24 protein-coding genes are annotated in these 20,252 nt (G+C 57.0%); 2 read left to right on the plus strand and 22 right to left on the minus strand.

What is annotated here, in order from left to right:
- Positions 1–582 precede the first annotated feature (582 nt).
- Together IE102_RS01450 and IE102_RS01455 are read left to right on the plus strand one after the other, a co-directional pair.
- Positions 583–786, plus strand: a complete 204-nt coding sequence (locus tag IE102_RS01450) for a hypothetical protein (protein ID WP_189484598.1) — start codon at positions 583–585, stop codon at positions 784–786.
- Between the two features lie 83 nt (positions 787–869).
- Positions 870–1,184: a hypothetical protein gene (locus IE102_RS01455; protein ID WP_189484599.1), complete on the plus strand. Its 315-nt coding sequence runs from the start codon at positions 870–872 to the stop codon at positions 1,182–1,184.
- On the opposite strand, the gene IE102_RS01460 is transcribed toward IE102_RS01455, so the two are convergent.
- The 22 genes from IE102_RS01460 to IE102_RS01560 all read right to left on the minus strand — a co-directional run bounded on the left by IE102_RS01460 (position 1,185) and on the right by IE102_RS01560 (position 20,241).
- Positions 1,185–1,589, minus strand: coding sequence for a hypothetical protein (locus IE102_RS01460; protein ID WP_189484600.1), 405 nt, complete (start codon positions 1,587–1,589; stop codon positions 1,185–1,187). It abuts the gene before it with no gap.
- Between the two features lie 183 nt (positions 1,590–1,772).
- Positions 1,773–2,177 (minus strand): hypothetical protein, encoded by a 405-nt coding sequence (locus tag IE102_RS01465; protein WP_189484601.1) that lies wholly within the window; start codon positions 2,175–2,177, stop codon positions 1,773–1,775.
- A complete protein-coding gene (locus IE102_RS01470) occupies positions 2,174–2,809 on the minus strand; it encodes a lysozyme (protein WP_189484602.1) in 636 nt (211 codons plus the stop codon). Before IE102_RS01470 ends, IE102_RS01465 begins: the two co-directional genes overlap by 4 nt.
- Positions 2,793–3,056 (minus strand): DUF7940 domain-containing protein, encoded by a 264-nt coding sequence (locus IE102_RS01475; protein ID WP_189484603.1) that lies wholly within the window; start codon positions 3,054–3,056, stop codon positions 2,793–2,795. The genes IE102_RS01470 and IE102_RS01475 overlap by 17 nt, the downstream gene beginning before the upstream one ends.
- Before the next feature lie 78 nt (positions 3,057–3,134).
- Entirely contained in the window at positions 3,135–6,590 is a 3,456-nt protein-coding gene (locus IE102_RS01480) for a sialidase family protein (RefSeq protein ID WP_189484604.1), read from the minus strand.
- Positions 6,591–6,669: 79 nt separating this feature from the next.
- A complete protein-coding gene (locus IE102_RS01485) occupies positions 6,670–6,855 on the minus strand; it encodes a hypothetical protein (protein ID WP_189484605.1) in 186 nt (61 codons plus the stop codon).
- Positions 6,856–6,859: 4 nt separating this feature from the next.
- Positions 6,860–8,815: a hypothetical protein gene (locus IE102_RS01490; RefSeq protein WP_189484606.1), complete on the minus strand. Its 1,956-nt coding sequence runs from the start codon at positions 8,813–8,815 to the stop codon at positions 6,860–6,862.
- A gap of 29 nt (positions 8,816–8,844) precedes the next feature.
- Positions 8,845–10,863: a phage tail protein gene (locus IE102_RS01495; RefSeq protein ID WP_189484607.1), complete on the minus strand. Its 2,019-nt coding sequence runs from the start codon at positions 10,861–10,863 to the stop codon at positions 8,845–8,847.
- A 6-nt stretch (positions 10,864–10,869) separates the two neighbouring features.
- Positions 10,870–11,445: a hypothetical protein gene (locus IE102_RS01500; protein ID WP_189484608.1), complete on the minus strand. Its 576-nt coding sequence runs from the start codon at positions 11,443–11,445 to the stop codon at positions 10,870–10,872.
- Positions 11,445–12,074 (minus strand): hypothetical protein, encoded by a 630-nt coding sequence (locus IE102_RS01505; protein WP_189484609.1) that lies wholly within the window; start codon positions 12,072–12,074, stop codon positions 11,445–11,447. Before IE102_RS01505 ends, IE102_RS01500 begins: the two co-directional genes overlap by 1 nt.
- Positions 12,075–12,133: 59 nt before the next feature.
- Positions 12,134–13,777: a phage tail length tape measure family protein gene (locus IE102_RS01510; protein ID WP_189484610.1), complete on the minus strand. Its 1,644-nt coding sequence runs from the start codon at positions 13,775–13,777 to the stop codon at positions 12,134–12,136.
- Complete coding sequence (locus tag IE102_RS18140) at positions 13,777–14,085, minus strand: phage tail assembly chaperone (RefSeq protein WP_505595771.1); 309 nt, start codon at positions 14,083–14,085, stop codon at positions 13,777–13,779. The genes IE102_RS01510 and IE102_RS18140 overlap by 1 nt, the downstream gene beginning before the upstream one ends.
- A gap of 83 nt (positions 14,086–14,168) precedes the next feature.
- The gene (locus IE102_RS01515; RefSeq protein ID WP_189484611.1) at positions 14,169–14,582 is read right to left on the minus strand and encodes a phage-derived protein YdaY family protein; all 414 of its coding nucleotides are present in this window, start codon (positions 14,580–14,582) and stop codon (positions 14,169–14,171) included.
- A 96-nt stretch (positions 14,583–14,678) separates the two neighbouring features.
- Positions 14,679–15,410, minus strand: a complete 732-nt coding sequence (locus IE102_RS01520) for a hypothetical protein (protein ID WP_189484612.1) — start codon at positions 15,408–15,410, stop codon at positions 14,679–14,681.
- Between the two features lie 22 nt (positions 15,411–15,432).
- Positions 15,433–15,861 carry a phage tail terminator-like protein gene (locus tag IE102_RS01525; protein ID WP_189484613.1) on the minus strand — a complete coding sequence of 143 codons (429 nt, stop codon included), beginning with the start codon at positions 15,859–15,861 and terminating at the stop codon, positions 15,433–15,435.
- 185 nt (positions 15,862–16,046) lie between these two features.
- Complete coding sequence (locus tag IE102_RS01530; protein ID WP_229807515.1) at positions 16,047–16,505, minus strand: hypothetical protein; 459 nt, start codon at positions 16,503–16,505, stop codon at positions 16,047–16,049.
- Positions 16,506–16,543: 38 nt separating this feature from the next.
- On the minus strand, positions 16,544–17,590 hold the full coding sequence (locus IE102_RS01535) for a putative phage head morphogenesis protein (protein WP_189484615.1): 1,047 nt from the start codon (positions 17,588–17,590) through the stop codon (positions 16,544–16,546).
- 1 nt (position 17,591) lies between these two features.
- A complete protein-coding gene (locus IE102_RS01540) occupies positions 17,592–17,951 on the minus strand; it encodes a cupredoxin domain-containing protein (RefSeq protein WP_189484616.1) in 360 nt (119 codons plus the stop codon).
- A 2-nt stretch (positions 17,952–17,953) separates the two neighbouring features.
- Positions 17,954–18,439: a DnaT-like ssDNA-binding protein gene (locus tag IE102_RS01545; RefSeq protein WP_189484617.1), complete on the minus strand. Its 486-nt coding sequence runs from the start codon at positions 18,437–18,439 to the stop codon at positions 17,954–17,956.
- A 47-nt stretch (positions 18,440–18,486) separates the two neighbouring features.
- The gene (locus IE102_RS01550) at positions 18,487–18,807 is read right to left on the minus strand and encodes a hypothetical protein (protein ID WP_189484618.1); all 321 of its coding nucleotides are present in this window, start codon (positions 18,805–18,807) and stop codon (positions 18,487–18,489) included.
- 12 nt (positions 18,808–18,819) lie between these two features.
- A complete protein-coding gene (locus IE102_RS01555) occupies positions 18,820–19,725 on the minus strand; it encodes a DUF2184 domain-containing protein (RefSeq protein ID WP_229807516.1) in 906 nt (301 codons plus the stop codon).
- Positions 19,726–19,782: 57 nt separating this feature from the next.
- A complete protein-coding gene (locus tag IE102_RS01560; RefSeq protein ID WP_189484620.1) occupies positions 19,783–20,241 on the minus strand; it encodes a structural cement protein Gp24 in 459 nt (152 codons plus the stop codon).
- Between the last annotated feature and the right edge of the window lie 11 nt (positions 20,242–20,252).

Raw genomic sequence — 20,252 nt, forward strand, 5'->3', positions numbered from 1 at the left:
ACAGGATAGTACGGGACGGTAAAAGCATTGCCTAGCGACAAAACTCCTTATTTATTTGGGATTTTTGGACATAATGAAATGCAGCAGAACAATAGTTAGGAGGACACCCTCTCCGCCACTCCTCTTAATATAAAGCATCTGAACTAGCCCGTACGTCGCGCTGGCGCGTTAATAGCCAACCACATCAAACGCCTGGCGACGCTCAAAGGTCCATTATTTTAAGAGAATAATCAAGAGCCCGAAATCGCCTCAAACCCTTAAGGATTTTGGCGCACCCGACAGGTATAACTTTAATTAATTAATTCAATATGATAATCAGCCAAACCGACCGTATGCCCTAATTGATTTCATTGAGGTATTTTCGCGTTTGCCAAACCCACCATCAGGTGGAATTTCACTCAGGCGCCATCTCAATCACCTGCGAACAACCGGACATTGACGCCGCCGCAAGCCGTGCGGCGCGATCCTGAGTTCGCTAAAATAATTCAGCAACCTGCATTTTCCGCTTGCAATATGTACAAAGGCATTGTACATTTAATTATCGACACGGGGTTGGCCCGGTCGCACTAAGGGATGACCACTATGAACACTATGAACACTCAGGCAAACATCACCGTATTTTCTAACGGTCAAATCAACATCAACAACCGTCGTGTCGGCTTCATCCGCTTGAATGAAAAGACAGGCAAGCGCACCCTAAAGCACAACGACCAGGTCCACGACTTGACACACGTATTCCACACCGTCGAACTCAATACCAACCTCGCAAAAATCTTTGCCCTGTAATGACCCCCATCAGCCTTTTAATTCAAGCGTGCGGCCTCTCTACGGCAGAGGCTGCTACCTTCTTAGACATCAGGCCCGACACCGTGAGATCGTGGTCAACCGGGCGGCGGAAACCGCACCCCGAAAACATTGACCGGCTACGTGAGCTATATGACACGATCAGTCACGCCGCCCTATCAGCCGTCGAGCAGATAGATTCGATCGTGCCTGATGGCGCGCCCTGTGAAATCGGATACCCATCAGATGATCACGAAGCCCAAACGCTTGGATATCCATGCGTCGGCGCTTGGAAAGTCATGGCGGGCATGGTGATCGCCGAACTTGACAGGCCCGTCACCCTAGTGCCGCGCGGGTCAACCCCGGCCAGCGCAGCGGCCATGGACGCCCACAATAAATAGTCAGCCCGAAAACAGCTTCGTCAGAATCGTCGCCACCGATGCACCGCCTATGGTGCCGATGATCATCAGGCCCAGACCATAGCGACCTATGGCGATCTCAGCCTTGTTGACACGATCCTTGACCCCATCGACAGCCTTATTGGTGGCGTCCATTTCGCGACGGAAATCCTCACTCAGCCGCACAGTCTCTTTTTCGACCTCAAGGCGCAGGCTGGCCAGTTGGGCCTCATACCGCACTGCTTTGATCTCAATCACGTCATCACGCACAGACATGACACTGTCGGTCAGTTTGGCGACTTGAGCCTGTAACGCGGCCATTCCATCGGAAATAGTTTTCAACGCTATCAACTCGGTCTGTCTCGCTACTTCGGCACTCATAGGCTTGAGGATATCCGCTTCACTCATGGCCTGACCCTGCACTGCTTCGCGGTACTTGTCAGCCGCGCCGTGTTCTCTTCGGCCACAGAAATGAAGTCCATGAACCACTTTGAGCCTTCGCGACCGAGAGCCTGAAAAACGGGGCGCGCGAACACCTCAGCCGGGGCGATTGGCAGCAGCTCAACATCAGCAGATGCGCCGGTCGGGCAATTAATCGCGAGGGGTTTCGGCTCTTCCAGCGATGACATCCCTAAGTCGGGGGCCGGTCTCGACGCGCACCCCGTCAGGAGGATTAGAACCGACAGCAAAGCCAGCCTCATAACCGGCATCGAACGACCTCTGGCAAGCGCTTCGGGCGCGTTGGCGTGTTTCTTTGTGGACGACATCGGATTCACCCTTGATGCGGTTAGATTCTTGTTGAGCGAAGGTTTTCCATTCGAGATATCGGGCTTGGAATTTACCGGCGGCGTGCTGCCAGTTGGCGGACGTGACCTCGCAAGTGGCCAGATTGGTTTCAGCCTCGATTCGGTCGTCACGCTGATCGAGCGCCACCCAGCCGAACAAAGCGGCGGCTGCGACGAAACCAGCGCCAGCCGGTAACCATGTGGGGATCATTGTGCGTCCTCCAAGAGTTTGGCATTGGCCGCGGCGATATTTCCCATCAGGCTGCGCTGGAACGGCAAGACAGGCGTGTTCAACAGCGACGCCTCAAGCTTGCGGCGGCTCAATAGTCCGGGCATCTGGCGCTTACGGGGGCCGCAATGGGCGAACGGATAGCGCGGGTCTTTCGTTGGCGCGCACGACCACGCCAGCAAAGCCTTAGCCGCACCGAAGAAATCACCAGCATTGACCCGCTTGATGGCTGTAGACGTGCACGCGGCGGGGCCTACGTTGATCGTGAACAGGATCAGACCGTTGCTCTGGTTCTGGTTCAATGGCCGTGTGACGCAGGTGTTGAGGATCGCCCGCGCATCTTCGGCAATCTCATGGTTTACCGCCTCGCACTGCTTGGCCGTGAGGGTGAGCCCCTTAACGACACGTATGCGCTTGCCATCCACCGTGATCCAGCCCGTGGCCCCGCCACAGATCGTCCAGGGATCAGCTTTGGTTGCCGGATCGGCGTAGGCCGTCAGTTTATTGCCCTCAAGCTGCGTGTGCAGTTCGACACCGGCCACGGACAGCGACATGACCATCAGGCCAGTGGCGCCCGCCGCCAGCTTACCCTTGAGATTAACCGGCTGTTTCATCGCTCGACACCTCTGGCTTTTTCCGCTGCTTGATGAACATGGCAATGACCGCACCGACAACGATTAGAGCCGCCAGCCGAAGCAGGAACTCCGGTGCCATGGCCTGCTTGATTTCCGCCGGGAACAGCGACCATAGCGTGAAAAGGTTCACAGGGTCAGCCAACCACGTCACGGCCAGCGCTCCGACCGCGCCAAGTTTGAACGACCACCTGCGAAGTATGGCGCGCCAATCGTCTACAATTTTCATCTTCCACCTGCGATTTAGGCGTTAAATAACCCGCCGAAGCGGGGCGGGTTTAGGGTCGATTATGGTTTGGATCGTGGCTTACACTGAACCATCAGCAATGACGGTCAGGGTGACTACCGCCGTACCTGCGATGATCTGAGCGACCGTGAAGCCATGCGCCATGATTATCTCGCGAGCACCTAACCGTTCCCGGTCGTACACAACACGTACATCGCCTGTAGTCTGGTCAATGATAATGTCAGGATACGAGGTATCCGTACGAGCATCGAGCAGCAGGGTATAGGGTTCTGTAGCCAGGTTGTCCGTGCTTACTCGTAAGGTCATATTGGCGCGAGCCGAACCGATAGCGGAGGCGTTATAAGCCCACACCACAGCACCGCCGGGACCTTTGAAGAAGGTTGAGCGGCTCGCTGCGTTTGTGCCTGATACGACTGTTGCCGCGCCCCAAGTCCCACCGATGCCACCTGTAAGGATGGATTGCTTAGCGCCGGATTTAGTCCGCCAGCGAGCAGCCACGGTGCCGTTAGGCAATTCGACAGCGCTGGTTTCATCGAAGGTTCGATCAAGAGCCACCGCCTCATTCGGTAGCGTAGACACGAGTGTCAGGCTGTCGAAAGCTCCGTTGATCTGGTAGATGAAGCGCCCAGCAGTCACGCCAGCGTGTACCGGAGTAACTTCGTTGGCCCACACATCGACCGTGACATAGTTGGACGTGCCGATCTTGAACATCTTCATGCCCACACCGTTGACCAGTTTTCGTGGCGTGCCGATGCTTGGGGTAGACGAAGTAGGGTTCAGGATTTGGGCAACCCAAACGCCGTAACGGCCATTGTACAGCAGCCCATCACCAGCGATGGAGTACATCAGCCACATGGTGCCATCAGGGGCTTCAAATACGGCTGGCTGACCGATCCACGCGTCGTAGTAGTTGGGGACAAAGTACCCAGCAACAGTCCAAGCGGTGTCGTTGTCACTGAACGCAAGCACGGCGGTCGTGCCGGGGCGCTCACCGAACGCGCTGCCGAGGCCAAAACGACGGCCCCAAACAGCGAACGTACGACCCGCCGTTGATCTACCGATGCCGGGGATGGCTTGGAATGTAGCCAATGTTTCTTTCAACGCGGCGCTGGCGGCGGGCACGAACACCGGAGCAGCATCAGCGATCTGCGTAAGCACACGGAACTCAGCGACGGTAGGGTTTACGTCCAGTTTAGTGAACGACTTAACGTAAACAGGCGCCGAGTTGCCAGCACCACCACCATTGTCAGAACCTAATCGCATATGGGTCAGACCGACAGGCGCAGGCCCAGCGGTGCCGACCGTGACCGTGGTGCCGTTGACGACCAGCGACCACGTTGCTGTAGTCAGCTTAGCGCCGACCGAAACACGACGAGGCGAGTAGATCGATTGGTTTTCAGTAATGACAGTGGTTTCACCAGACCCAGAGTTTGCGGTGAGCGAAATCTGGCCTGTGGTCGTGCACTTAATACGAACATACTGAGTGGGGGCGCTGGCTGCGTTGGCCCACTCGAACAGGATGCCGCCGATTGGGTTTGTCGGGAGGATGATGGCGTCCAAAAGGAAAGCGAGGTCACCTGTCGTGGCGGGAACGATCCGTGTCAGGCTGTCAGCGGCACGAGTACCGTCGATCAGGCTGGTGGGGTAGCTGTTAGCGGCCATCTGCGCACCGCGGAACAGCAGGAACTCAGTACCCGTAGGGACCCAAGCCTGGTTACGAGCGGAGGTGCGACTGTCAACGATTCTGACAAAGAACACGGAGTTAGCCACCGTGGCCAGAGCGCTCGCTCCGATATATAGGCGGAACCAGCCGTCAGCCAGAAGTTCAACGCGATTGTCTGCCAGGCCAGCCCCCACGGTACCCGCTTCTGCGCTGAGCAGGTCGAAGTTAGCGTAATGGGTCGAGCCGAAGCCGAATGAAGAGTACACAAGCTGAACGTAGCGAGCGCCACCGCCTGGCTTCACATCGACATACGCACCGTTAAATCCGCCGTTTGTGACGGCGACGTTTTGAGAGCTGAACCCATGCGCTGCGGATACAGTGTTCGTCAGAAACTTGTAGACGCCCCCACCTTCTGAGGTGACCGTACCATCGTTAGCAACCCATGCTGAGAGGTTTAGCGGGCTGGGAATGATGTTGGTGGTGGTCCGCTCCAAAGAGAAGCCCATATCGGTAATTGCTTTTACACCACTGGCGAAACTGACGATGGAACCGTCATAGTTTCGCGCCGTCCTTGCTGATGCGCGACTGAACGTCCATTCGTCGTACCATGCTGGCGCTGCCTCGACCGTGATCGTGAAATCATTATCTTTCGGGCTTCCCACCGCCCCCGCCAAGGTCTCCACAATGGTGATTGCGATGTCGCCGTCCGACGAAACCGTAGGGCCAACGACAAGGTTTGTGCCGACGATCTTGAACCGACCGTCATTTGGCACGACCGACAGCGTGGAGCCGCTTGCCTTACCTGTTATAGCGCCGATAACGGTGTCTTCCGGGTCACCCTCGGTAAATGTGTCGTTCGATAGCGCAAGGTCAGCCAGAACCGGCGCGGCGGCTTCAACGGTCAAAGTGAACGGTGTGTCGCGCGGCGTGTTTGTCGCCCCGGCAAGGGTTTCGCGCACAGTTATGCTGAAATCACCATCGGTCGCAGGTGTCAGGCCCACCACCAGATTTGTGCCCGCGATGGCCACACGCCCATCGGACGGGGTGATTGATAGGGTAGATCCAGATGTCTTGCCGGTAATAGCTCCAATGACCGTCCCGCTGGCATCATCTTCCGCAAACGTGTCATTCGACAGGGACAGGGCAGCCAGCGTCGGAGTCGCTTCATTGACAGTAATTGGGAATGTCGTGTCTCTTGGAGTGTTGGTCGCGCCAGCCAGAGTCTCTCGGATCGTTATGCTGAACGTACCGTCTGTGGCCGGTGTTGATCCGACAACTAGGTTGCTGCCGCTGATCGCCACGCGGGTATCGGCCGGGAATATGCTGAGCGTCGAGCCTGTGGTTTTGCCGGAGATTGTCCCGATTACAGTTCCAGCGGTCGCGCCCTCGGTGAACTCATCAGCGGACAGGGTTAAGGCTGAAAGGGTTGGTGCGCCGCTTGGCGTAACCACAGGCAGTCGCGACGACGTGGCGCTGAACGTCACCGTGGCGAAATTGCCGAAAGAACCTGACGTGGTGTAATCAATCGCTGCCCCAATGGTAGCGTTCAGGCCGTTCTCGAACTTGGCAATAAGTATACCCCAGCGATTGGGGGTGGCCATGGCGAGGAATTGATTGATTTCGCCGCTTGATATTTCGACCTTGGCAGTCAGAGTTGTGACGCGTCCGATCTGCATCCCGGCAATGATAATCGCCACCAATGCATTCAGGTCAGTGATTTGCGACAAAACAAGCGAGGCCGGAAGCGATGCAGCCCCAACCTTGACCAGTTCGCCAATCTCAAACGCTTCGGCGTCATCGGTCTCAGCAAACCACAGCGTGCCTGTGCCATCGGGAAGGTCGTGAACAGCCATCGCGGCCATCCTTTCTCAGAAATTGGGCATAAAAAAACCGCCTCAAAGGGCGGTGGGTGTGTCGACTATGGTGGAGATATTAAGTCGTCGGTACGTTCTGGCTGTGGAGCCACGCCTTAAACCCGATTTCAAAAGTCTCTATTTCGAGCGTCAGGTTTACAGGACCATTCGACAGAGGCGTTTCGCCCGTCACGGTGATCGTGCTGCCGTCAATCGCTGTGACCTCGAAGCCGCCACCAACGATATCGCCAATATTCAATGTCATGTTATTACCCTATGTTCCGCCAATGCATCGTAGGCGCTGCGGAGTATGTGATTGCAAAGGCGTCGGACGGCAAAAGGACTACCGTGATCGGATTTCCATTGATCACAGTATAGTTGAATCCGTTGACAGAATAGGCCGAAACCGTGCCGCCCCAGAAAGTGACCTCGACACGACGACCCTTGTTATTGAAGAGTGACACGCCGCTCGCGGGAAGAGTTGGCGTCGTGAGGCCCGCCCTGTCCTGGATGCGAACCCCGACGTAATTTACAGGGTCAAGCAGAACCGCGCCGGGCGATGATGGAGCGGCGGCAAAGTTCGGATTGTTGATCGCCAGTATCTTGTCGTTCAGCATACCCTCAGACGATACGGCGTATTCAACAACCTCTGTGAACTGGCACTGCTGGAAGACGTGACCGCCCGCCGAACTTGAGCGGTGGGATACCGAAATGTCCGTGTTCTCAAGCGTGCAGCTCGAAACCGTCCATCCGGTTGAAAATCCATCCGTGAAGTCGATGCCGCGGTGAGCATTACCCATCGATCCGCCGACCCATTCAATAAACTGAGCGTTGCGAGACCTGACGCCTGTGCCCTTGTTGTCGCCAAGGCCGTTAGCATAGGCCACTGAGCGGCTGTTTATGATCGCGCCGCCCGCGATACCATTGAGGCGCAGGCCCTCGTTATCGTCGTGGTTGGCCGAGTTCTCAATCGACACATTGGTCAGATTGAGCATGTTGATAAAGTCGACGTACAGATTGCCGCCAAGGGTCAATAATGGACCGTTGACGACGCCCGCGATGGTCAAATCCTGAATGAACAGGTCAAGCCAGTGCTCCGTCGCGTGCCGGATCGTAAGCGCGCCCGATGCCGGAGCGTTGACAAAGTGCAGATCCGATTGACCCACGCCCGCACCAATGATCTTGATGGCCCGATTGGCGCCGCGGTTAATCCGCGTTACGTCCCAGAATTTGGACGTGCCCATGCAGTCCATTTTGTATGTGCCTGCCGGAAAGAGCAGAGGCGCGCCCGTGTTTAAAGCCACCGCCAATGCGTCATCGATCTTAGGCATGTCGTTGGCAGCATCATTACCTAGTGCCCCATAGGCTTTAACGTTGACGCCTTGGTCCCTGACAAGGGTTTGCAGCGCGTAATTGATCGCCCCTGTGCCGCCGTAGGTATGGCCTATAAGGGATGTACCAGAAGATGCGGCAAGCAATGCCAGAAGTGCGGCGCGCATCAGGAATACGCCGTCAGAGCTTACGGCGCGGGTCGTGTCGCCGGATGTTACAGACTGGGTCAGGCCATAGAGCGAGGTCTTATAAACCAGCACACCGCCGGACTTCTGATAGACCGTTGACATGCCGCTATGGGTTTCATCGATCAGCACTTGAATGTAAGCGTCGGCAGCGATACCAGCCAAACCGGCATTGGCCAGCGCATAGGTGTCAAACACCTTCGTCAGGCCCGCCGCATTTGCGTAGCCAGATGCGATCAGCGCGGCAGCCTGAGCATCATCCGCCGAAGCCTCTGCCGCAACAGCGCTTGCCTGCGCCGCCGTAGCCGCTGCAGCCGCTGCAGCCAGATCGACATCAATGGACTCGTAAGCTTCAAGTATCTCTGCGATTTGAGCCGCAAGCGCAGGCGTGATCAGCAGGTTTAGCTTGGTCCACGAACCCGTACCCGATGTGCCATTTTTAAGGTAGAAGTCATTGTTTGATGGCAATGGGTCGGCATAAACCAGCGCCAAAGTTCCGGCGGCATGGGCCAGATCGGCGTTCAGATCACTTCGCGCGGCCTTGATGACACCAACCCCGCCGCTCAGACCGATAGCCGACAGCACCGAGTCAATAAGCGTGAATAGCGCCACAACCTCAGACTTGATCGGTTCATGCGCACCACTGGCGGGAACGCCTGCGAGTTCGTATGGACGCAGCGCGATTTGCGCCTGTGCCGAAAGGGACATGCGTTAAAGCCTTTAAATTGTGGGTTTGTTTAGGTTGACGAGGCGGTTACGGGGCCAACGGGATCGGACGGGTTATCGTCGTCATCAAAAGCCCTGACCCAGTACCAGTAAGGCCCCGGAGATATCGTGTCGGTGACGGTCACGGTCTGACCCAGCCCGCCGGTGTGTTCCGTTCCGAGTTCCGTGGCCGTGCCGTAATTGTTCGTGGTGTTGCGCTTGATCTTGACGTAGGCGAATGGCTGCTGCGGATAGCGCCACGACACATTGACCTGCCCCACGCCGCCGGTCGCTGACAGGTTTGTGGGCTCAGGTACGGACAGTATGGTGCTGTTCACGTCAAACGGGTCCGATGGTGGCGAAAGAGATTCCTGACCCGTGCGGTACATCACCCTGACCTCAAGATTTGACACCTGCGGCACAGAACCGGTCAGGAGCGTGACCGTACCGCCTGATGCGCTACTGGCCTCTTCAACCCACGTCCCGCTTGACCCAACGCGCCATGCCGTGAACCATGTCAGGTCGGTTCGGTCCGGTCCCGTCGCGTCAATACTGACCCTGACAAGCGTTCCGTCCTGCACTGCGTCTGCGTCAGTGATTTCAGGCGCTGCCAGTGGTTCACCCGCCGCGGCCGCGACATATTCAACCGGATCACCTTCTTCCGTGGCGGCGTTCCAGCTATCGACAGCCGGTTCAGCCTCTCTGAGTGTATAGGTGTATGTCCCGCCGTCGCTCGACAGATCGCGCTGCATGACCTCGCACAGCACGTCCGCCATCAGCGGTTCGTCAGGGTTTTGGATACGCAGGTAGCGATAACCCTTAAAAGTCCGGCCTACCCGCCCCATCGACACCGTCCCACGGCTCTTGGGGTTCAGTTTCGGCACCATCCGCTTTGCGAGGCGGCGAGACTGTGACAGCCATTTTACCCACGGCACATCAAGAGTTTCGCCCCTTGATGCCAGTTCATTGATCACCCACGGGTCTGGGCTGACGTCGTTATATTTGTGATCCGGCGACTGATATTTGATCACGATCTCTTTGACCGCGTCCTCGGTTGGCGTGCCGTGCTCCCAGACCCAACCCTCAATCATGTCAGCCGTGATGATCGGCACATCGGTTTCGACGCGACCGGCTTTGACGATCAGATTTCCGAAGCGGTCAAAGTCGTACCAGCCGTCCATACAATCCAGCAGGCGGGAGCGCACAGAACTTTCCGAATCCGTGCCGTAGTGCCAGCCAGCGCACCTGTATCGCGGCTCAGTCCCTCCCGCCTTAAGAGCAACAGGTTCGTCGCAATAATCCGCCTCAGCCGTCAGATCGGCCAGTACCGGTGCAATCTGCGTGTCCCAATCGACGCCCCATTCGCGCCAAGCCTTGAATACGGTCCAGACGACAGGGTTAGCGCAGGCCTCCCACGACATCGGATCATCGATATCCTGTGCCACATCGCGCCAGTCAAAGCACACAGCCCGCGCTGCGCAGGATAATTCAGGGATGCCGCCGGGATAATATTCGCGACGGTTCGACGGCATGATGCCGCGCAGGTATATCGTGGCGATATTGTCACCGCGCCAGTTGGGATCGGTCCAGTAATAGGGGAAGCGGTCTAAGAAGCTGTCGGTGTATTTCGTCTCTGTTGGCAGGCCGGTGCGTGCGAAGATATAGGTCCCCGCGTTCGTGTATCGTCCATCATTTGGGCCATCAATCACCGCGTCGACATAACCGCCCGGTGCCAACTGAACCTCGTCGTCATGTAGCCAATATCGCGGCGGGACCTCGGCAATGCGTCCGGCGTGGATCGCTTGCATGTTGACCATCGCCTGATCCTGCGCGTCCCGCATAATCAAGGCCCCGGCAACACGGGTAAAGTCGCCCACAAGGTTCGTGGTCGGCGGTATGCCCTCTTTGACGGGGTACATGCCTTGCGATGCGCGCTGTTTGTCGCCGCCGAATAGGCCGCGAATCCCAGCCTCGACGCTCGCCGCCACAGCCACAGCCGCAACCGCGACAATGACATCACCGACATCGCCCCAATCCCACTCGTCAGCCATGTCAGATCACCACTTTATGATACGCATAACGGACATGGACGGCACCATCTTGAACACGTTATCGGTCGGGTTCTCGATCTTGTGCTGCGATGGCGTCCAGTGGGTGTTGATAGTACCGGCCATCGTGGCAGAGCCGGTGATGCACGACAGGCTCACGGTTCTCACGCCATTATCGAAACTGGATCGCGCCACATCAGCGGTCGCGGAAGCCTCCCAATCGATGGCCTCAAGCATCTGAAACTCAGAGTCGAAATCCACAGTGCCGATACGCACCGGAGATCCGAAAATATCCGTAGTGGGAAGCATCCACGACCGCGGCAATGCATCGACGCCCGAAAAACTGATATCAAAACGCCGCGCCGCACCACTTGGAACTGAAGACAATTCCGGCAGTTCGCGCAGGATGCCCATGCCCTTGTAGATCGCGCCTGGCTCGTAATCATCATCAGCCGTAGCCGCAATGTCGCCAACACCGGTCCATAGCCGATCCGTGCCACCTTCCCGCTCAATCCGCAGAAAAAGCGCATAACTGGGCGCTTCCATCTGCTGCATGATGGCGACTTGGGCAGGGGTGAGGGGCATTAATTTACCGGAACCGGATCTAGAGATTCTTCAAACACGAGGGTCATGCTGGATAGATACGGAGGCCTTATGTCCTCCATTGCCTCATCGGCATTAATCAAGTGCATGACGCATTTCGGATTGTCGAAGTTAAGCGGGGTTTCGGCATTTGATGCCTCGCGCCACGGCGGTCTTATGCGCCACGACCCATCATCAAGGATGCGCGTCACGACATAGATATGCTCGCCGTATGTGTCATGCACCGCGCTGAACATTTCGCCGCCGTCGAGGTCCGCAATGGCCGTGAGCGTAGGAAAAACAGTTGTCGCTCTCAGCGCCACACTCTGAGCCAATTCAACCTCAATCGCATCTGATTGATACATAGTGTCGTCGCTAAACGTAGATCCGTCACTGTGGGTCACGAGCGCGCCCGGAACGCCCAAAGGATAGGGCGCCTCAGCTTCGGGGTAGAACGGCACCAAGATTTGCGCTGCGCCGCCGTCCATATCCTCCAGAAACGCGCGCGCCACTTTGATGCTTGGCACGTTGAGGAGAGGAACCGTCATTTCGCAGCGCCACAGCCCGCCACCATCAGTCCGGCCGCGACGCGTGACGCCATTCGCACCCTGCCCGCCGGATACCGTCACCATCGTACGTCTCCAGCGCATTGATGATGGCCAGAATAATTCAATCGGAAAGGTGTCGATCACTACGAATACGTCCCGATTTTGGCGTAACGGTTATTCATGGCCGGGACAGACTTCTTGATTTCGCGGTCAACGTAGCGGCGATTGTCTTCCACTACGGATCGAATCCCGCTCATCAGCCGGTCCGTCAGCGCCTCGCCGTTGATCTGGATATTCGGCGCGAAGTTGAAACCGCCTTGGCCCTTGGTGTGATCCGTAACCGTCTCACGCGGGTGCAGGATGGCCGGGAAACCGCCCTTGCCGTCTATGCCCCCAGAGCGTGAGCCATTGCCTGTGAAACCGCCCCCGTCAAAACTAAACAGGCTCTTGGCATAACCGCTGAACCCGCCCGCATCTGAGATGCTGTTACCCTTTTTCCCATCGACCATAGAGGCAAAGATATCGCCCAATTTATTCGCGGCCCACTCCGCAGCGATCCGGCGCAGGGAGTTGGTGACGCTTTCGCCCAGTTTGTCGCCATAAGCAGCGGCGTAACCCAGATTTTCACCGACAGATCGGGCTGCATCGGCAAAGGCTTCCATGCGTTGTATGGCAGGATTTGGGATGCCGGTAACGTCGAACTGGCTGTTAAGTTTTTTCAGCTTATCGCCTAGCGGATCAGCAACCCGCTCCATGGCCGCAAAGCGATCCGTAATGTCTCTGTACATGTCGGATGTTTTCGTAAAATCGAACCCATCATTCAGAGCGCCGCTTTCCAGTATACCCTCATATCGGGGCTGCCGTGTCGATCGATCCGAGCGGCTTCCTCTTAGTGCGTTAGCCGCTTTAGTTAAGCGCTCTTCACTGGCGCGTGTTGCATTGGCCCCAACCTTAGCCCCGAAGTCGTCCATGCGGGCCTCGGCCATCTTGGTATAGAATTTGGTAGCCTCCCAAATTCCCTCCAGATCAGTGATACGCCCCGCTTTAAACTCTTTCCAAGCCCTGTCGGCGCCATATAGGCCAGCGATGGCGGTCTTGATCGCGTCAAGTATCGCCCTGAACGAATCCACAGCTACGGTTTTGATGTCCGTGAACACCTTCGAGACACGACCGCCCTCATCAATCGTCATCCATAGGCCCTTGAACATATCGCCCACGGTGACGCTGGTATCGCCAAGCTTTTTCAATTCCTTGTCAGTCAGGCCAAGGGATTTCACAAAATCATCGTTGTTCGCGGCTTTATCGACGTCAGATTTGAAGAGGGCAAAAGCACCTGCGGCAACGCCGACAGCGACGGTTGTGGCTAGTACAACCGGATTGAGAAGTCCGAACGCTCTTGCCCACTGCGTGACGCTCATTTCAGCCTGTGCCGCAATAGGCCCCATCTGCGCCGCTTGCTGAATGAACGCGACAAGCATATTTGCGCCGCCTACACCCTGCACGCCAAGATCTATAAATTGATGGCCCATGTTTAAAACGTGGTGCCGGTTAGCCTGGGCCGACTTACCAACCCTATCAATATCAGTCGCTAGCTTTCTGACTCCTGATGTACGCGCAACCGACGCTGCCATGCGATCAAACGAGCCCGCAGTGGATTGCGCCTCATCACCTAGGGATTCTATAGCGCTATCTGCGCGCCTCGCACTTTCGGTCAGGGCGTTAAGATCGCCTGACGCCCCCTTAGCCTGAGAGGAATCAACAGCGATGCCGAGCGAGGCGACGTCCATTATTTGTTCCTTCCTCGCTCAAGCATTGTGTCAAAGGCGTCCATCGCCATCGCCGGTTTCGCGGCGGCGGCAGATTTATCATTTGGGTCTTTTGGGGTGGATCGGGAGAGATAAACCTCATCGCAGGCACGTATTATGCTGCGAAAATCCGCCACTCGGTCTGGGTCGTAGATCCCAATGTCTGAAGCGGCCTTAGATATCAGTGAGCCGGGTATGGGCCCAACGCCGAACCCAATCTGCCGCTCAGTTGAAAGTTCCCAGAAGGCTTTCAGGATTGAGTGGCCACCAGCCATAACGGGCGGCGGCATCTTATCCTTATGAATGGGCTGTTGTTTTTCGATCAGAGCCCGATATTCAGCGCCGTGGTCAAGGTTCCATGCCACGGCTTTGGCTAGTTTTTTTCAAGCGCCTCGCGTTTGCCGGTGTTTATGCGCACGACCTTTGCTGCGGCCCAAGTGATCTTGTCCTGGAAATTCTTGAAGTTTTTGTCGAGGCATAGCGGGCGGGCGGCCTCAAGGCTGTATGGCAACGGTTTTCCGCCGCTCTCAATGCCGTCCCAATCAAGAAGAATGGCCTCATGCAGCACTTCGCGGGCGATGCGTTCAACGACTTCATCTTTAACGCCACCATCGACGTTGATAGCATCTGGGCCCAAGGCTCTAAGCTTGGCGTCGCGCAGGTTTTCCGCAGTGTCACCGGCTGTTCCGCGAACCTTCAGCCTGACGCCGGGAAGTCCGGGAATGTTATCAACCCAATCGCCCGCATCAATCGCGGCGCGATCCTGTTTAATGTCTAAAATGTCCATTGAATCCTCTTGTCGGTAGGACGGGGATGGAGTCCGACAACCACCACCCCCTAGCCGCACAAGGCGACGTCTTGACCCGCTGTCGGCGGGATGGGGTTAGCCGAGCGGAACCTGCTTGACGATATTCGAGTTGATTTCCACGTTCACCGACAGCATCTGCACCGTATTGGCGTTTCCGCCGGTCTCGCTGTTCGACATGATCAAGCCGACGAAATAACGCTCCGATGGCGCAGGCTCGGTCGTAAGTGTGTGCGTGCCGCTGCCAGCGCCGGTCGTATTTATCGCCGCGCCGCCCTTTGTGGCCGAAAGCGTGAAGGTGCCGTTGGTTAGCACTTCTTCGACATAATAGGTCGTTGCGGGCAAAAGCCCCGTCGGCAGTGAGCCGGTCGTGGCGAGGTCGAACGCAGCGCCTTCAGTTAATCCGTGTAACGCAAAAGATACAACCGCAGGAGACGCGTTGGAAATCGTGACCGCGGCGCTTCGGGCCGCTGGTTCATCATTGCCAAGTATCTTCACGGCATAGTTTGAATTGGAGGCCACAGCAGCGTCGAGAAGCGCCTGACCCGCGTCACCAGGCACGTAGGCAAAATTATTCTCCATCGACCCAGCGTTCTTGGTGCCCTTCTGCTTCGTGTCGCGGGCTCGGTTGATTAGGGATGTGGTGATAACCTGCGCCGTGTCACCAATGGCGCCGTGCGTTTCCCATCCGTCCACTTCGGTGTACGTCAGTGACGCAAGTTCGCTGTAAATGTAATTAGCCGCCTTAAGGGCGATGGCCGGGCCAAGGTAAAAGCGTTTACCCGCAACGGCATATAGGTCACCGGACATCGGTATTCCTTTCGGTTAGCGTTTAAGAGAAGGATTGCCACCGCACCTGAACCGGGCAGCGGTAGTTCGTATCGTCGCGGTATGGCGCGACACAGCGAGGGGATTGCGTGACGCGCACCCGCAGACCGTCAAAAGCGGGTAGGAAGCCTTTCGGAAACTCGGCCGCCATTAATCCCTGCTTCTCGACCATGACCGGCAGCTTCCATTTCATCGTGACCGGCGCCATCAGCGACAGGGTTAGAATGCCTTGCCGGTTGTCCTTTCCGCTATCACCAATGGTGATCCTGTCGGGCACGTTCGGCACGTTCTCCGCGATGATGTATGGCAGCGATTTTTGACCGTCGATCGGCGGTGTGAAACCGTCATCTCCCCATGTAACGGGGTATTCGAGTAGCGTTTCACCGACGCGCGCCATTAGGACGGCCATGATTTTCGTCTCAACCGTCGCCATCGCCCGCCTGTTGTGTTATGCGTTTACCGTGAGCCGCGCCCCGTTAACCGATCGCCAGATTTATGACCTGCTTCATCAGGTCAGCCTGCTACTGCGCGATCATTCGGGCCAGACTGTGCACGGCGATACAGCCATCAAAGCCCTGACAGAGCATGTAGGTCTTATCAAAACCGCGATCCTGATAATCAGCGAGCGTTCCGGCCCTGACGCGCCACCGTACCCCGAACTCCACCGGCCTGACGGCTCTGGACCGTCTTCTGAACCTGAAAGTTAGCCTCAGCCACGATTTGCTGCCAGCGCTGGGCCGCCAGTCCAACGAAGTTCCGCCCCGTCTGATTGTACGTCCGGCCCAGACTGTCCGTACCGGTAAACCCGTAATTGACGCGACGGGCATATATGGCCTGAAAGCCCAGATAGATAGTCTGGCCAAGTTCGGCGCCACTAATAGTCAGGGTATTGTTCGGCTCAGTAAAAACCCCGTCAGACTTTATTGACGGCATCACGTCACGGCTGGCCAGTAGTGAGCGATAAAGGTTGCCAGACACAACCGGCATATTACCGCCCTGCGCCGTCGGCTTCTTCATCTCCTGCTCAAGCATCTGAACCGAGACGTGAAATACCGCTTCTATGCGCTGCTCGGTCATTCTAGCCCAAGCATTCACCTGCGCCGAAAAACTACCCATCACTTAAGCCCGCGCGTAAAGTCGAATATAATGTCTTCGTCACAACGACACGCGACGACCTCAGAGGCCGGAGCGCCCAGACTGCGGTCCAAGGGATACATCAGCCGTGCACCCGATGGCGACACGAACGCCTGAGACATGCCGATCACCGTCTGCCGGTTCATGCCCCTGTGCGTGTGCCGCGTCTTATCGTCGCCCACAGCCCGCCAGCGCCGCTTAACGTCTAGTTCTGTCGCGCCCCTTGCCTCAATAGCCTGCCAGACAGCCGCGTGACGTGCCGCCATGACTGCATTGCCAGTTTCGGTGCGGGCGATCATTTCACCCCGCATACGGATGGCTTTGTCGGCGTATCGCGCCACCATCTTGTCGGCATCAGCCTGACTGAGCGGCTTTTCCGCATCTATGGCCTTTCGGATCGAGGCATCAAACCGCTTATCACGCAGTTTCATGTCCAGAACCTTGCGCATCTCAGCAGGATCGCCACTGAGAAGGCGTTCACGCATATTCGTGGCGGCCTCAGCCTGTGGCGCTGACATACCCACCAGCCCGCCCTCACGCCGGTTCGATGCGCGATTGATCCGGCCCGCCAGTGAAAGTGCTATCTGGCTTGGCCCTTGCCCCGCCGCATAACCCTCGGTGATAGCGACACGCGCCGCCTTAATTGTTTCCTCAGTCACCTGGGTAATGAGGCTGGACGACAATTCAGCCAGAACTGCCTCAGCCCGCAGATTCCTTACATCCCACTGCACCACAGCCCTAAGCCCGTTGGGTTGGGTCAGGCGCGGAAGAAACTCAGTTTGTAGCCGCCCGCCCTGATTAAATGCCAGCGCGAACACGTCTGCCAGTTGGCCGAATGACGCTCGGCTGATGTGTAGCACCTCAAGCGCCTGCTCGACGTTGCCCGCTTCAAGCGCCAGGATCAGTTCGGCCAGAACGATGTTGTTGCGAATATCATCCACACTCGACACGAACGCGGCCTGTAACTCAGGCTCAAGCGTGGCGATCAAGTCTCTGACCCTGCGGCGCTGCTCGGCTATACTGGCCATGTCAGCCCTTTATGATGATGTGCCACCCCAGACGGCGCTCGGTAATAGGCTTGATGGCCAGCACGGTCTGAACCTGCCCATTGACGGTCAGCACGTCACCTTGTCGCGGCTCATCCTCGAATGGCGCGATGACCAATTGTCGATCGGTCGCCTTGATGGTCATGCCATCGACGTATTTTTGCTCGACGGTCTTGGATATGCCTTTAAGCGTCCACGTTTCAGGCGCGGGCAGTTCCGGCTCATCCCACGGGTTAGATCCTGGGATCGGCTCGCCTTGGCGCGATAAAATGTATTCGGCCTGATTGAACTCGGTCAGCATTTCCAATGCTACCGCGGACATTTCGTCGTAGAAGTCAGCCATGATCAGACCACAGCGATGGCGGCATCTTCATATGCGCCGCGCAAATATGGAGCCAGTAATCCGTCAACAGACGTGATTAGCGGTGTGATGCTTTGAGCCAGTTTATCGGACGAAGCGGTCTGATACTCGATCTCGATCACATCAACCTTTTTACGCTTCACCTGTCCCGAAGCCGTTCCTGTGACCACAAGGCCGTCAGGGTTGATAAAGGCGTATCTGGCAGCGTGATATGACGCTTCAATGACTGCGAACGGTATTGCGTCGTCAGTTATATCAATGCCGCGGATATGTGCGCATGACCTTGGCCAAGCCCGCTCTTGAGCAACGCCGCCAGCTTGATGCCCCACAAAACGAGCGCCATAAGTCGCGTCGATATAGGACGATCCTTTTTGGCGCAGGACAGCTAGTTGATTAGGGTCTATGGCAAGGGTGTAGCCATTGGCGGCGAGCCAGTCCGTAAAGCCCTGATCGGTGCCATATCCAGCCATGCCGCCCTCGTTTAAGAAATCGGCGGGTGTCGGGCCCGCCCTTACGCTTACTTCTTTTCGCCGCCTTGGCCTGTAGCGGCAGCCTTAGCCGCAGCCTCAGTCTTGTCGGCATCAGCTTTCAGCTTGTCGTTGGCGGCTTTCAGCGCGGCCACTTCTTCACGAAGCTTAGCCACTTCATCATCAGCCGCAGCCTCAGTCTTGTCGGCCTTTTCAGCGTCTTTAGCGAAAGCAAACCACTTCGTCGCCTTAGAAGCTTTCAGTTCGTCGTCGCTGATTTCGACATCAGCAGTCTGCCCCGGCTCAAGAACAACCTGACCGGCCAGCGCATTCAGGCCTTTAGGCCCATTGGTGATGTTTTTCACAAGCATGTCGGTCGCTCCTTAAGAGATGCCATCCAAATAACGGACTTCTTTCGGCAGTCGGATTTCAGTGCCACCGGTACGCATGATGCCGGCCACTTCGTAGGTCATCGACCCCTTCTGCCAAGGTGCCAGGAATTTATGAGGCATCGGCAGATGGAAGCGAAGAACCTCCGGATCGCGGCGATAGGCGACGGCCCGGCCTGACGAAGATGCGCCAGCCGTGTTGAGCGCCCGCAAAGAGCGGATGACAAGCGGCAGGCCGGTTTCGCCGGTATAGGCGTTATTCTCACGCAGGAATGTGAGAATGGTCTTGTCGGCGTTATCACCAATCGGCGTGGTGGCCATATAGTTCAGCACGCCCCACGGCAGGAGCACAGTATCAGCCATCGCGGTTTCCGCGGTGCCGAGATACTGGTTGGTGATAAGGGCGTTAAAGTCGCGTAACACCTGGGTCGGCGTCTTGCTGGCCCAAGTCGTGGCCGAACCCGTGCCGTCAGCAGGAGCCGTAGTTGCGGTGACGTTCGTGTCGTTGACAAGCCCGGTCCAACCCTTTTCGCCCGTCCCGGTCATGGCTACGCCCCACAGGAACTGTTCTGCGATGCGGCGTGCGCCCTGGCCTTTTTCGTCGCCAAGCTGACGACCTTCAGCCGCCGCGACGTTGATCTCTTCCAGTGACCATTCGTAGCCGATACCGGCCAGTTCGAATGCTTTCAGGAATTGATCGCGGGTCACGTCGGCATAGGGCATGTCGAAGCCCTTGCCAGACAGAAACTCAGCCTTACCGGCAGCGTCAGACGAACGGAACAGTGTGCCGCGCGCCCATTCGCTGCCTTCGGTGATCACGGGGATAACCGAGGCGTAGTCGAATGACGGGTATTTCTTCTGGTAGACGGTGCGCTCGATATTATAGAACGCAGGCGTCACGAAGCCGAGCGCGGATTGCGCGTCGGTGAAAACCAATTGGTTCATAGTGGCGCCTCCTTAGCGCTTGGCCAGACGGGTCAGGCCCGCAGCGCCGATGGTGTCTTGGAAGAACCAGCCCGGCAGAATGACGTTGCTGGTCGATACGTTGGTGATGACCCCGGCCGGCGTCACATAAGCCTGATCACCATCCGCGACGGCCACCGAGGACGAAACCCAGATAACACCAAGGGTCAAAATGCCAGCGGTGGAATATTGCGGATAGGAATCGGCTTGTGCGCCAGTCGCAGCAACCGGTGGTGCGGCATAGTTGGCGATGGTGATGCCCAGAAGCGCACCGGCTGTCGGAGCCAGAATGCAGCCGTGGTCCCCAGCGCCGCGGAACACAGCCTTACCAAACGGGATGGCGGCTGCATCTTCAACGGTGCGGGAAATGCGGTTTGAGGTTTCACCATTCGCAATCATCCCGGCATAACCGACAGGATGCGTGGTGTCATAGGTGGATTGAACGACAGCCATTTTCGGTGTCT

Source organism: Asticcacaulis endophyticus, from assembly GCF_014652575.1.
Taxonomy (GTDB): domain Bacteria; phylum Pseudomonadota; class Alphaproteobacteria; order Caulobacterales; family Caulobacteraceae; genus Asticcacaulis; species Asticcacaulis endophyticus.